The 12,832-nt window shown below is 65.5% G+C and carries 10 protein-coding genes and 4 pseudogenes; 10 read left to right on the forward strand and 4 right to left on the reverse strand.

Features of this window, described 5'->3' with window-relative positions:
* From AC5Y5Z_RS22685 to AC5Y5Z_RS22695, 3 genes and pseudogenes are all read left to right on the forward strand, one after another.
* A pseudogene (locus AC5Y5Z_RS22685) lies at nucleotides 1–256 on the forward strand (circularly permuted type 2 ATP-grasp protein); the annotation flags it as partial.
* Nucleotides 256–1,233, forward strand: coding sequence for an alpha-E domain-containing protein (locus AC5Y5Z_RS22690; RefSeq protein ID WP_463824819.1), 978 nt, complete (start codon nucleotides 256–258; stop codon nucleotides 1,231–1,233). The pseudogene AC5Y5Z_RS22685 and the gene AC5Y5Z_RS22690, both read left to right, overlap by 1 nt.
* Nucleotides 1,233–2,072, forward strand: a complete 840-nt coding sequence (locus AC5Y5Z_RS22695) for a transglutaminase family protein (protein WP_499927686.1) — start codon at nucleotides 1,233–1,235, stop codon at nucleotides 2,070–2,072. Before AC5Y5Z_RS22690 ends, AC5Y5Z_RS22695 begins: the two co-directional genes overlap by 1 nt.
* A 13-nt stretch (nucleotides 2,073–2,085) precedes the next feature.
* Here the strand turns inward: AC5Y5Z_RS22695 and AC5Y5Z_RS22700 are convergent, their stop codons facing one another.
* Nucleotides 2,086–2,424, reverse strand: a complete 339-nt coding sequence (locus AC5Y5Z_RS22700) for a PE family protein (protein ID WP_463824817.1) — start codon at nucleotides 2,422–2,424, stop codon at nucleotides 2,086–2,088.
* Nucleotides 2,425–2,503: 79 nt separating this feature from the next.
* A complete protein-coding gene (locus tag AC5Y5Z_RS22705) occupies nucleotides 2,504–3,343 on the reverse strand; it encodes a ribonuclease Z (protein ID WP_499927688.1) in 840 nt (279 codons plus the stop codon).
* Nucleotides 3,344–3,510: 167 nt separating this feature from the next.
* On the opposite strand from AC5Y5Z_RS22705, the gene AC5Y5Z_RS22710 reads away from it, so the two are divergent.
* On the forward strand, nucleotides 3,511–3,939 hold the full coding sequence (locus AC5Y5Z_RS22710) for a CBS domain-containing protein (RefSeq protein ID WP_463824815.1): 429 nt from the start codon (nucleotides 3,511–3,513) through the stop codon (nucleotides 3,937–3,939).
* Nucleotides 3,940–4,049: 110 nt separating this feature from the next.
* Here the strand turns inward: AC5Y5Z_RS22710 and AC5Y5Z_RS22715 are convergent, their stop codons facing one another.
* Complete coding sequence (locus AC5Y5Z_RS22715) at nucleotides 4,050–4,661, reverse strand: type II toxin-antitoxin system PemK/MazF family toxin (protein WP_463824814.1); 612 nt, start codon at nucleotides 4,659–4,661, stop codon at nucleotides 4,050–4,052.
* Between AC5Y5Z_RS22715 and lepA the strand changes: the two are divergent.
* Nucleotides 4,655–6,603, forward strand: a pseudogene (gene lepA / locus AC5Y5Z_RS22720) (translation elongation factor 4). The gene AC5Y5Z_RS22715 and the pseudogene lepA sit on opposite strands and share 7 nt — an antisense overlap.
* A gap of 41 nt (nucleotides 6,604–6,644) precedes the next feature.
* Nucleotides 6,645–7,379: a sensor domain-containing protein gene (locus tag AC5Y5Z_RS22725; RefSeq protein ID WP_499927691.1), complete on the forward strand. Its 735-nt coding sequence runs from the start codon at nucleotides 6,645–6,647 to the stop codon at nucleotides 7,377–7,379.
* 10 nt (nucleotides 7,380–7,389) lie between these two features.
* Here AC5Y5Z_RS22725 and AC5Y5Z_RS22730 read toward each other — a convergent pair.
* Nucleotides 7,390–9,294, reverse strand: a pseudogene (locus AC5Y5Z_RS22730) (glycoside hydrolase family 15 protein); the annotation flags it as partial.
* A 238-nt stretch (nucleotides 9,295–9,532) separates the two neighbouring features.
* On the opposite strand from AC5Y5Z_RS22730, the gene AC5Y5Z_RS22735 reads away from it, so the two are divergent.
* From AC5Y5Z_RS22735 to cysW, 4 genes and pseudogenes are all read left to right on the forward strand, one after another.
* Nucleotides 9,533–9,736: a hypothetical protein gene (locus AC5Y5Z_RS22735; protein WP_463824812.1), complete on the forward strand. Its 204-nt coding sequence runs from the start codon at nucleotides 9,533–9,535 to the stop codon at nucleotides 9,734–9,736.
* Between the two features lie 352 nt (nucleotides 9,737–10,088).
* Nucleotides 10,089–11,126: a sulfate ABC transporter substrate-binding protein gene (locus AC5Y5Z_RS22740; protein ID WP_463824811.1), complete on the forward strand. Its 1,038-nt coding sequence runs from the start codon at nucleotides 10,089–10,091 to the stop codon at nucleotides 11,124–11,126.
* A 55-nt stretch (nucleotides 11,127–11,181) separates the two neighbouring features.
* A pseudogene (gene cysT / locus AC5Y5Z_RS22745) lies at nucleotides 11,182–12,007 on the forward strand (sulfate ABC transporter permease subunit CysT); the annotation flags it as partial.
* Nucleotides 12,004–12,816, forward strand: a complete 813-nt coding sequence (cysW, locus tag AC5Y5Z_RS22750; RefSeq protein WP_499927693.1) for a sulfate ABC transporter permease subunit CysW — start codon at nucleotides 12,004–12,006, stop codon at nucleotides 12,814–12,816. The pseudogene cysT and the gene cysW, both read left to right, overlap by 4 nt.
* The last annotated feature ends 16 nt before the right edge of the window (nucleotides 12,817–12,832 follow it).

Below are 12,832 nucleotides of genomic sequence, written 5' to 3' on the forward strand. Positions count from 1 at the left end.
CACGGCGCTGGTCGAAGGATCCCGGGTGGTGAACTCCAGCCAGGGCGGCGGCTCCAAGGACACCTGGGTGCTGGCGCCACGCACGTCGGTGGCCGCCCGCGAGCTGGGCCGCGCGCAGGTGGTGCGCTCGCTGCCGCGGGCCGTGCCCGAGCAGAACTCCGAGGTCGCGCGCCCCGCGAGGACGAAATCCCAACCGATCCAGCAGCCGATGGACGAACAGCAACAGCAACAGCAGCAACAGAAAGCGATCGACTGATGCTTGCCCGCAACGCCGAAGCCCTGTACTGGATCGGGCGCTATGTGGAACGCGCCGATGACACCGCGCGAATCCTGGACGTGGCCGTACACCACCTGCTCGAAGAATCCAGCGTCGATCCGGACCGGTCTTCCCGGCTATTGCTCAAGGTGCTGGGAATCGAACCTCCCCAACACCGGCTCGACGTCTGGTCGTTGACCGATTTGGTGGCGTTCAGTCCCAATACCGAAGGCGGTTGTTCAATCGTCGACGCCATCTCGGCGGCTCGTGAAAACGCCAGGTCGGCAAGGGAAGTCACGTCCAGCGAGACATGGGAGTGCATCAACACCACCTACCATGCCCTGCCGGAACGGGAGCGGGCGGCCAAACGCCTTGGGCCACACGAGTTTCTGTCGTTCATCGAGGGCCGGGCGGCCATGTTCGCCGGTCTGGCCGACTCCACCCTGTCCCGCGATGACGGGTACCGCTTCATGGTGGTCGGCCGTGCGATCGAGCGGGTCGACATGACGGTGCGACTGCTGCTCTCGCGGGTGGGGGACAGTGCCTCGTCGCCGGCCTGGGTCACGCTGCTGCGCTCAGCCGGTGCGCACGACACGTACCTGCGCACCTACCGGGGGGCGCTGGACGCGGGCCGGGTCGTCGAATTCATGTTGCTGGACCGGCTTTTCCCGCGTTCGGTCTTCTACTCACTGAAGCTCGCCGAACACAACCTCGAAGAGTTGCTGCACAATCCGCAGAGCCGTGTCGGCGCCACCTCCGAGGCGCAGCGACTGCTCGGTCAGGCGCGCAGTGAGTTGGAATTCCTGCAGCCCGGCGTGCTGCTGGAGACCCTGGAAAACCGGCTGGGCGGCCTGCAGAAGACATGCCATGACGTGGGAGAAGCGTTGGCGCTGCAGTACTTTCACGCCGCGCCGTGGGTGGCGTGGACGGATGCCCGACAGCGTGGTGAGCTCGTGCAGAGTCAAGGAGAATCCTGATGTGGCGGATGCGGGTGGTGCACACCACCGGGTATGCGTACCAGTCGCCGGTGACTGCGTCGTACAACGAGGCGCGGCTGACACCGCGGTCCAACACGCGGCAGAACGTCGTCCTGAACCGGGTCGAGACCATCCCGGCGACCCGCTCCTACCGCTACATCGACTACTGGGGCACCGCCGTCACGGCTTTCGACCTGCACGCCCCGCACACCGAGCTCACGGTGACGTCGTCGTCGGTGGTGGAAACCGAACGCCCCGAGGTGCCAACGGACAAGACAAGCTGGAAGGAACTGCAGTCGTTGGCGGTGATCGACCGGTTCGACGAGGTACTGCGCCCCACCGACTACACCCCGTTCAGCAAGCGGGTCGCCGCGGTGGGCAAGCGGATCATGAAGAACCACGAGCCGGCCGACGCCGTGGTCGCAGCAGCCCGCTGGGCGCGCAGCGAACTGGACTATCTACCCGGCACCACCGGGGTGCGATCCTCCGGCCTGGATGCGCTGGCGCAGGGCAAGGGCGTCTGTCAGGATTTCGCTCATCTGACGTTGATTGTGTTGCGCAGCATGGGAATTCCCGGCCGGTACGTATCCGGTTACCTGCACCCCAAGCGGGATGCCGCCGTCGGTAAGGCGATCGAGGGTCGCAGCCACGCCTGGATCCAGGCCTGGACGGGTGGCTGGTGCAACTGGGACCCCACCAACGACACCGAAATCACCGAGCAGTACATCAGTGTGGGAGTGGGCCGTGACTACGCCGACGTGTCGCCGCTGAAGGGTATCTACTCCGGCCTGGGCGCGACGGACCTCGACGTGGAAGTCGAGATCACCAGACTCGCTTAGCCGACCGAGTTGATCAGCGGCCGCCCAGCAGATGTCTGGCGGGGGCGTTGATGCCCTGCAGCGGCTGGGCTACGGCCGCCTCGGTGCCGGCGTACGACTCGCCCGCGGCGGCCAGTCCCTGCATGATCTGGTCGTGACACGCCGCCATCTGGGCGCTGATCTGCTGGTATCCCTGCGCGTGCGTGCCCCAGAACGACGCGACGGCCGCGGAGACCTGATCAGCGGCGGCCGCGGGAACACCGGTGGTAGGCGACGCCGCGCTGACGTTGGCCGCATCGAGCGTCGAACCGATCTCGGCCAGGCTGCTGGTCGCAGCGGCTATCGCCTCCGGCTCCGCGGCAAACCATGACATCGCGCACCTAATTTCAACAACGGCAGGAGCGGATCGTACCTCGCGGCGAGCCCCTGGACACCCATTTCGGGTCTTGTGCTCATCGTGCGTGTACCTCGACCCGGTGCAGGTCGTCACCCAGCTCGATCCGTCCGGTGAACTCGCCGGCCGCCAGGTCCCGCCACTGCCCCTCTTGGCCCGGCACCAGACCCGGCACGTAGTGCGTCAGAATCAAGGTCGCGACCCCGGCGCGCGCCGCCGTCGCGGCCGCCTCCGGCACTGAGGAATGGTAGTCGCAGACATCCCGGATCCGCTGCTGCGGGACCTGGGAGAGGATGTCTTTGCGGACCACCGTGTGCACCAATGCGTCTGCACCACTGGCCAATTCGTCCAGGGTGCCGCACGGGACGGTGTCGCCCGCCAGAACCACCGCGGCGCCGTCGTATTCGACTCGGAATGCGATCGTCGGCGCCACCGGACGGTGGTCGGTGGGTGCCACGTCGATGGTCACGCCGTCGCGGTCCCATACCCGGCCCGCGGTGTGCTCGTGGACCTCTATCGGCGGTGACGCGTTCAGATCGGCGTGATGTGCAATCCGGTAGCCGATGTCGTGACCGAAGGCTTGCAGGGTGGCGTCCACCACCGGCGCTGTGCCCGGCGGACCGATGATCTGCAGCGGCGCCGGATCGGGTGCGAAGTTGCTGACCCAGCCGGTGATCAGCACGTCGCCGAGGTCGGCGATGTGGTCACTGTGCAGGTGGGTGAGTAGCAGCGCCGTCAAACCCGCGGCACCGACCCCGACCGCCGCTGCGCGCTGCAACACCCCGCGCCCGCAATCGATCAGGAATACCTGGCCGCCGGCCCGGACCAGGGTGGCGGGTCCGGCGCGGTTCGGGTCGGGAATGGGGCTGCCGGTGCCGAGCAGGGTGACCTCGATCATGGCTCCATCCTTGCAAGCCGGTGCGCTGAGCAGTAGTCCCGCGATCGCCGCAGTCAAGATGCAGTGACGGTTTCGCTGCATCGGATCACAGCTTCGGACAGCGGCTTTTCCGCTACGCCAGGAAGTCGTAGCCTGTGTGAATCGGATCACAACCCACGGGAGGTTAGATGCGGATCTCGGATGTCTTGCGGAACAAGGGGGCGGCGGTGACCACGATCAACCCCGACGCGACGGTCCGGGAACTGCTGGCCGGTCTGGCAGAGCAGAACATCGGCGCCATGGTGGTGGTCGGCGACCAGGGTGTGGTCGGCATCGTCTCCGAGCGCGACGTGGTACGTCAACTGCACACACACGGCGCCAGCGTGCTGTCACGGCCCGTGTCCAAGATCATGACCAGCGCCGTCGCCACCTGCACGAAGTCGGACACGGTCGACGAGATCAGCGTGCTGATGACCGAGAACCGGGTACGCCACGTGCCGGTGCTCGACGGTCGGAAGCTGATCGGCATCGTCAGCATCGGCGACGTGGTCAAGACGCGGATGGGCGAACTCGAGGCCGAGCAGCAACAGTTGCAGTCCTACATCACCCAGGGTTGAGCGAGCTCACCTCCGGCCCGGGGGCGCTGGCGTTGACGCTGCGCTGAGGGTGGTGCCTTCCCGCACGTCCCTGCCGCTGACGCAGAGTCAGCGCAGCAAGGGCGCAAACCTCAGCGCCAGGAGTATTCACTGCGCAGCCGCGCCGCCACCACATCGAAGATCTCGCGGTCCAGGATGGCCCCCTCGCGGCGAATGCCCTCCTCGGGCACGTCGAGCACCCGGTCTAGCCGCACCCAGCTCTGCCGGCCCTCGTAATCCCACGCGCCGGACCCGATGGCGACCCAGTCCCGATCGTCGGCGTGCTGTTCCTGGCTGGACAGCATCAGACCGAGCAGCACGCTGCGATCCCGACCCACGACCAGCACCGGCCGATCCTTCCCGCGGGTGGGGTCGTCTTCGTAGACCACCCACGTCCACACGATTTCGCCGGGATCGGCGCGACCGTCGAGGTTGGGCGCATAACTCACCCTGCGGGCCCGGTGCGCGGTGGGAAAGCTCGTGTTCGTCACGGGTCGACCCGCGGTGATCTCCGCCGGCGGGCCCGGCAGACCCATCGCCATCACGTTCGCGGTGATCTTTACGGCCTGCTGGATGGTCCGCAGCGTCTCCTGCGTGTTCTGCAGGCGCTGCACCACCCTCGGAGCCTCGTTGACGAGATTCTCCGCAAATCGTTGGAACGTCCTCCACTGTGACTTGCCGGACGACTTCTTACCCGGTGCCATGCTCGCAGCATAGACGCGTGATTGTGTCCCGGCTGTTCTGCACGGATACGCTGGGCATACCCATAATCCGCCCGACCAGGAGATTCCCATCAGCAGTTTCGCCGACAAGACGTTCACCGCGCCGGCGCAGATCAGGAATTTCTGCATCATCGCTCACATCGACCACGGCAAATCGACGCTGGCCGACCGGATGCTGCAGCTCACCGGAGTGGTCGACGAGCGCTCCATGCGCGCTCAGTACCTGGACCGGATGGACATCGAACGGGAACGCGGCATCACCATCAAGGCGCAGAATGTCCGGTTGCCCTGGGCGTTGAAGGATGGGCCCGACGCAGGCGACTACGTCCTGCACCTGATCGACACCCCCGGCCACGTCGACTTCACCTACGAGGTGTCCCGCGCGCTGGAGGCCTGTGAAGGAGCGGTGCTGCTGGTCGACGCCGCCCAGGGCATCGAGGCCCAGACCCTGGCCAACCTCTATCTGGCGCTGGACCGCGATCTGCACATCATCCCGGTGCTCAATAAAATCGACCTGCCCGCCGCTGACCCGGACCGCTACGCCGGTGAGATCGCCCACATCATCGGTTGTGAACCCGGCGACGTGCTGCGGGTGTCGGGCAAGACCGGCGAGGGCGTCGCCGATCTGCTCGACCATGTGGTGCGAGAGGTGCCGCCGCCGCAGGGTGACGCCGAGGCCCCCACCCGCGCAATGATTTTCGACTCCGTTTACGACATCTACCGGGGCGTGGTCACCTATGTCCGGGTGGTCGACGGCAAGATCACTCCGCGCGAACGCATCTCAATGATGTCCACCGGCGCCACCCACGAACTGCTCGAGGTCGGCATTGTCTCGCCGGAGCCGAAGCCCAGCGTCGGCCTGGGCGTTGGTGAGGTGGGTTACCTGATCACCGGGGTGAAGGACGTCCGGCAGTCCAAGGTCGGGGACACCGTCACGACGGCCCGCAACGGGGCCAAGGACGCGCTGACGGGCTACCGGGAGCCCAGGCCGATGGTCTACTCGGGTCTGTATCCGGTCGACGGCAGCGACTACCCGAATCTGCGCGACGCCCTGGACAAGCTGCAGCTCAACGACGCCGCCCTGACCTACGAACCGGAGACCTCGGTGGCGCTGGGCTTCGGATTCCGGTGTGGCTTCCTGGGACTGTTGCACATGGAAATCACCCGGGAGCGGCTCGAGCGCGAGTTCGACCTGGACCTGATCTCCACCTCGCCCAACGTGGTGTATCGGGTGGAAAAGGAAGACAACACCGAGATCGTGGTCACCAACCCGTCGGACTGGCCTGAAGGCAAGGTCCGCACCGTCTACGAACCCGTCGTCAAGACCACCATCATCACGCCCAGCGAATTCATCGGCACCATCATGGAGTTGTGCCAGTCGCGGCGCGGCGAACTGGGTGGCATGGATTATCTGTCGCCCGAGCGGGTCGAACTGCGGTACACAATGCCGTTGGGCGAGATCATCTTTGACTTCTTCGACTCGTTGAAGTCACGCACCCGCGGTTACGCCAGCCTCGACTACGAAGAGGCGGGCGAACAGGAAGCCCAGTTGGTCAAGGTCGACATTCTGTTGCAGGGCGAAGCCGTCGACGCGTTCTCGGCGATCGTCCACAAGGACGGCGCAGCGGCCTACGGCACCAAGATGACCACCAAACTCAAGGAACTGATCCCGCGTCAGCAGTTCGAAGTTCCGGTTCAGGCCGCGATCGGCTCCAAAATCATTGCGCGCGAGAACATCCGGGCCATCCGGAAGGACGTGTTGTCCAAATGCTACGGCGGTGACATCACCCGCAAGCGCAAGCTGCTGGAGAAGCAGAAGGAGGGCAAGAAGCGGATGAAGACCATCGGACGCGTCGACGTGCCCCAGGAAGCCTTTGTCGCAGCGCTTTCCACCGACAGCGCGGGAGACAAGGGCAAGAAGTAGCGACGGCAGAGAGGCCCGGACACATGAAATACCGCTGGCTAGTGGGTCTTTCGTCGCTTGTCGTGGGACTGGCGGGATGTACGAATGTGGTGCCCGGCACCATGCACGCCGCACCGGGACTCAAACCGCGCCCACTGCTGAACGAAACCGTCAAAGAGGTGCTGCTCGACGATGCCGCGCTGGCTGCCATGCTGGGTCAGCCGTTCAAGGTCGACTCGGATTTCCCGCCCCGCTACGGCGGCCGCGACAAGTTGCCGCGCTCGTATGGACCCGCCTCGCCGCCCTCCTGCGTCGGCGTCGTGACCCAGATGGAGAAAGGCTCCTACGAATCCGCCCCGGTTCAGGACATGGCACGCCAGGTGTGGTGGCACGCAACTGATTCCGTCAAGGTCATCAGCGTGACCGAAGGCGTGGTGACGTTTCCCGCCGTCACCGACGCGAGCGCGCTCTTCGAGCAGTTCACCACCCAGTGGAAGAAGTGCGCGGGGACCTCGGTGCAGCTGTCCGGTTCCACACTCAGCTTCGTCGACACGATCAGCAACGTCCGGGTGGCCGATTCTGTGCTGGCAGCTGACATCTCCGAGCAGGCCAGTTTGTCGGACGCCACCCCGATGCCGATGGCGCGCGCCATCGGGGTGCGGGCCAACTGCCTGGTCGAGGTGGAGATCGCTTTCTTCAGCACCGACAACTCATCGGATCAGGGCACGGCGACCCTGAGCAGCAGCGCGATTCAGATCGCCCGCGCCGTGATGGACAAGATCAGCGCCCTGGTCTGATCCCGCGCCGTCAAACGGGGGCGTTGGCGGGCTGGAAGGCGCCCGAGCCGTCGGCTTCCTCCTCGGCCCTGATCACATGCACCACCGCGTTGATCAGCGCCAGGTGGGTGAACGCCTGCGGGAAGTTGCCCAGGTGCCGGCCGGTGCGCGGCTCGATCTCCTCGGCGTAGAGGTGCAGCGGGCTGGCATAGGCCAGCAACCGCTCGCACAACCGTTTGGCGCGGGCCACCTCACCGATCTCCACCAGCGCCGACACCAGCCAGAACGAGCAGATGGTGAACGTGCCCTCCTCACCGGACAGCCCGTCGTCGGTCTCGTGCACCCGGTAGCGCAGCACCAGGCCTTCCTCGGTGAGTTCATCGGCGATGGCCAGCACGGTGGCGCGCACCCGCGGGTCGTCGGGCGGCAGGAACCGGGTCAACACCACCAGCAGCAACGACGCGTCCAGCGCGTCGTCTCCGTAGCGCTGGGTGAACACGCCCCGGGAATCGACTCCGTGGTGCAGGATGTCGGCCCTGATCTCCTCGGCGATCTCCCGCCACTGGTGGGCATAGGTCTTCTCGCCCTGGCGTTCGGCCAGCTTCGCACCCCGGTCCAGCGCCACCCAGCACATCACCTTCGAGGAGGTGAAGTGCTGCGGTTCGCCGCGCACCTCCCAGATGCCGCGGTCGGGCTCCCGCCAGTGCTTGATCGCCTCCTCGACCTGCCGCTTGAGTACCGGCCACAACGTCTCCGGCACCTGCTCGCGCGACTTCGCGTGCAGGTAGAAGGAGTCCAGCACCGAGCCCCAGATATCGTGCTGGACCTGGTCGTAGGCACCGTTGCCGATGCGCACCGGACGGGCGTGGTCATAGCCGGAGAGATGGTTCAGTTCTTCTTCGACCAGGCTGCGCTCGCCGCCGACGCCGTACATGACCTGCAGCGGATGACGTTCGTCGCTGTTGGCGCCGGACACGTCGGCGATGAACGCGAAGAAATCGTCGGCCTCGCGGTCCAATCCGATGGTGTAGAGCCCCCACAGCGCAAACGTCGAGTCCCGGATCCAGGAGTAGCGGTAGTCCCAGTTGCGTTCGCCCTGCGGCGTTTCCGGCAGTGACGTGGTGCTGGCCGCCAGCAACGCACCCGTCGGCGAATACGTCAACCCTTTCAGGGTGAGCGCACTGCGCTGCAGGTAGGCCCGCCACGGATGGTCGGGGAAGTTGCCGATGTTGATCCATTGCCGCCAGCATTCGGTGGTTTGCCACATCTTGTGGGCAGCTTCTTCATAGGTCTGCGGCGCGGGATGCTTGGTCCAGCTCAGCGCGACGAACACGTCGTCGCCTTCTTTCATCCGGGTGCGGGCGCGGGCTTCGCGGCCTTCCAGGCCGATGTTCAGGTTCGTGGTCAGGCGCAGCGTCGGATGCGCATCGGGTTGCTTGGTCGCACGGGCGATCGCTTCGTTGTACGCCTTCGCCGAATACTCCCAGGTGGCGCCGAGGCGGTGGTAGTCGAAGGCCGGTTCGCAGCTCATCATCAGCTCGACGGTGCCGCTGACGCAGCGCACGGTGCGCAGCAGGATGTGCTCGGCGTCCCAGTCCATCGGGGTCCGGCGGTGCGTCCGGGAACGGCGTTCGATGTCGTGCCAGGGGCCCATCACCAGGGCGTCGCGCACGATCAGCCATCCGGTGTGGGTCTGCCAGGTGGTCTCCATGATCAGACTGCCGGGTAGGTAGCGTCGCGCCGAAGGCACCGAGACACCGTAGGGACCGAGCCGGAAATGGCCGGCGCTGCGGTCCAGGATCGCCCCGAACACGCTTGGCGAGTCCGGCCGCGGCACACACAGCCATTCCACCGAACCGGCGGGGGAGATCAGGCACGTCGTCTCCCAGTCGGACAGGAAGGCGTAATCCGCGATCGGCGGGAACGGGTTGCGGGACGGCGAACTGGACACATACGGGGCGGTGGGTTCGAGTTCGGTGGCCACTGCGTCGAGCGTGGCGAGTTCGGTGGACGGTTCGTCGAGTGGTCCCGGGTGGTCGTCAGCTGAATCTGCGGGATCGGCGTGCAGGACCATCCCGACATCATCGACTGTTCACCGGTCAGTCGTCCACCTTCGCGACCGAGGTGTTACCCGGCCGGTGGGTGCGTTGGTTTCGCGGGCCACGACGCCTAGGGTGGGCCCGGTGACCGGGTTCCTGAATTGGTGGGACGGCGTGGAGCTGTGGCTTTCCGGGCTGCCCTTCGTACTTCAGGCGCTGGGGGTGATGCCGATCGTGCTCTCGCTGGCCTACTTCACCGCTGCGTTGCTGGATGCGGTGCTGGGCAGGGGAATCCAACTGCAGCACCGGCTGCGCCACACCGACGAGACGCGCGGATAGTTTCGATGCCGCGTTCGCACGTCACGCTGGTTCTGGTCGCTCTGGTGCTGCTGGTGATCGTCGCATGGCTGGTCACCCGGTAATTCGGCTGCCGAATTGCCGCCGGCGCGAACTCTGTTAGGCTCGCCACATGCACGCAGCAGCCGGCTTTCTGCGACGCGACCTGGTCGCGTCCGGTTGCGTTATCTCTGCCGTGGCCCACGCCGCGGCGGGCGTGCGCTGTTGTCGCTGACTCCCAACCCCGTGCGCGGCCTGGTATGGAGTTCGTGAATCTATCCGATTCTGACTGATCGCCTATCCGCAGTCCCGGGACCGCAAACCGAAGTCCCCACCGGAAGGTCACCAACGGTAGATGTTCAACAGCATGATGAGCGCCCCGCGCCGCCAACGTCTGGTTGCGGTGGTGCTACTGGTCGGACTTGTCGCGGCCTGCCGCGGCGGTCCCAGCGATGTCGTCGGCGGCGGCGGACTCGGCAACGCGAAATCCAGCATCACCCTGGTCGCCTATTCCGTCGCCGAACCTGGTTGGAGCAAGGTGATTCCGGCCTTCAACGCTTCTGAAGAGGGCCGCGGCGTGCAGGTGATCAGTTCCTTCGGGGCCTCCGGTGACCAGTCGCGCGGGGTGGGTGAAGGAAAGCCGGCCGATGTCGTCAATTTCTCGGTGGAGCCCGACATCACCCGGCTGATCAAAAGCGGCAAGGTTTCCAAGGACTGGAATACCGATGCCACCAAAGGCATTCCGTTCGGCTCGTTGGTAACTTTCGTGGTGCGCAAAGGAAACCCGAAGAACATTAGAGATTGGGACGATCTGTTGCGTCCGGGTGTCGAAGTCATCACCCCGAGTCCGCTCAGTTCCGGATCGGCCAAGTGGAATCTGTTGGCGCCGTACGCCGTCAAGAGTGAAGGCGGCCGCAACAACCAGGGGGGCATCGATTACATCAACCGACTGGTGCGGGAGCACGTGAAGTTGCGTCCGGGATCGGGGCGAGAAGCCACCGACGTTTTCGTCCAGGGCAGCGGTGACGTTCTGATCAGCTACGAGAACGAGGCCATCGCCGCCGCCCGGGCGGGCAAGCCGGTTGAATACGTCACGCCGCCGCAGACCTTCAAGATCGAGAATCCGATCGCGGTGATCACCGCCAGCACGCATCTGCCGGCGGCCACCGCGTTCAAGAACTTCCAGTACACCGCGACGGCGCAACAACTATGGGCGCAGGCCGGGTTCCGACCGGTCGATCCGTCCGTCGCCGCGGCGTTCCGCAACGAGTTCCCCCTGCCGGCCAAGCTGTGGACCATCGCCGATCTGGGCGGCTGGGGCACGGTAGATCCCAAGCTGTTCGACAAGAGCGCCGGACTCATCACCAAGATCTACACACAGGTCACCGGATGACCGTGACTGTTACTCCTGACCCCGAGGCGCTCCGACCCGAGCTCGATCAGCCCGGCGCCGAAGCCCCCGACCCCGTGCGGTCCGGCGGCCGTCTCCCGACGACGTCACTTCGCGTCGGTGTTGCGACACTGTGGCTTTCGGTGATCGTGCTGCTGCCGTTGGCAGCGATTGTCTGGCAGGCGGTCGGCGGGGGGTGGCGGGCTTTCCAATTCGCCGTCACCTCCAACGCCGCGTTGGAGTCGTTGCGGGTGACCCTCACGATTTCTATCGGAGTGACCCTGCTCAACACGGTGTTCGGCCTGCTCATCGCGTGGGTGCTGGTGCGCGACAACTTCTTCGGAAAGCGGTTGGTGGACGCGATCATCGATCTGCCGTTCGCGTTGCCGACGATCGTCGCCAGCCTGGTGATGCTGGCGCTCTACGGCAACCACAGCCCTGTCGGTCTGCATCTGCAGCACACCGAATGGGGCGTCGGGGTGGCGTTGGCTTTCGTGACCTTGCCTTTCGTAGTGCGCGCGGTCCAACCGGTGCTGCTGGAGGTCGATCGGGAGGTCGAGGAGGCCGCGGCATCCCTGGGTGCCAACGGCCCGAAGATCTTCACCTCGGTCGTGCTGCCCTCGCTGCTGCCTGCATTGCTGTCCGGAGCGGGTCTGGCGTTCTCCCGGGCCATCGGAGAGTTCGGTTCGGTGGTGTTGATCGGCGGTGCCGTGCCAGGCAAGACCGAAGTGTCCTCGCAGTGGATTCGGACGCTGATCGAGAACGACGACCGCACCGGTGCGGCAGCAATATCGATTGTGCTGCTCTCGATTTCGTTCGTGGTGCTGCTCGTGCTGCGCATCGTCGGCGGTCGGGCGGCAAAGCGTGAGGATACGGTCCGGTGAATCAATCACGGAGTGTGCGTTACCTGTTGCGCTACACCGCGCTGGCCTATATCGCGGTGCTGCTGATCATTCCGGTGACGCTGATCCTGTGGCGCACCTTCCGGCCGGGCCTGGGCCAGTTCTTCGACTGGATCAGCACCCCGGCGGCGGTGTCGGCACTGAATCTGTCGTTGTTGGTGGTCGCCATCGTGGTGCCACTGAACGTGGTGTTCGGCATCCCGACGGCATTGGTGCTGGCGCGCAACCGTTTTCGCGGCAAAGGTGTCCTGCAGGCAATCATCGACCTACCCTTCGCGGTCTCACCGGTGATCGTGGGCGTCTCCCTGATCGTGCTCTGGGGCGCCAGCGGCGCACTGGGTTTCATCGAGCGTGACCTCGGGGTGAAGATCATTTTCGGGCTGCCCGGCATCGTGCTGGCCAGCATCTTCGTCACCCTGCCGTTCGTGGTGCGGGAGGTCGAACCGGTGTTGCACGAACTGGGCACCGACCAGGAACAGGCCGCCGCGACATTGGGTTCCAGCTGGTGGCAGACGTTCTGGCGGATCACCCTGCCATCGATCCGGTGGGGCCTGACGTACGGCATCGTGCTGACCGTTGCCCGCACCCTCGGTGAGTACGGTGCGGTCATCATGGTGTCGTCCAACCTGCCGGGGCAGTCGCAGACCCTGACGCTGTTGGTTTCCGACCGCTACAACCGGGGCGCAGAGTACGGCGCCTACGCGTTGTCGACTCTGTTGATGGCAGTTGCCGTGCTCGTCCTCATCGTCCAAGTGGCGCTGGATGCGCGGCGGGCACGGGCAATCAAGTAGGCCGGACAAGGAGATT

It is taken from the genome of Mycobacterium sp. NGS29 (assembly GCF_059812965.1).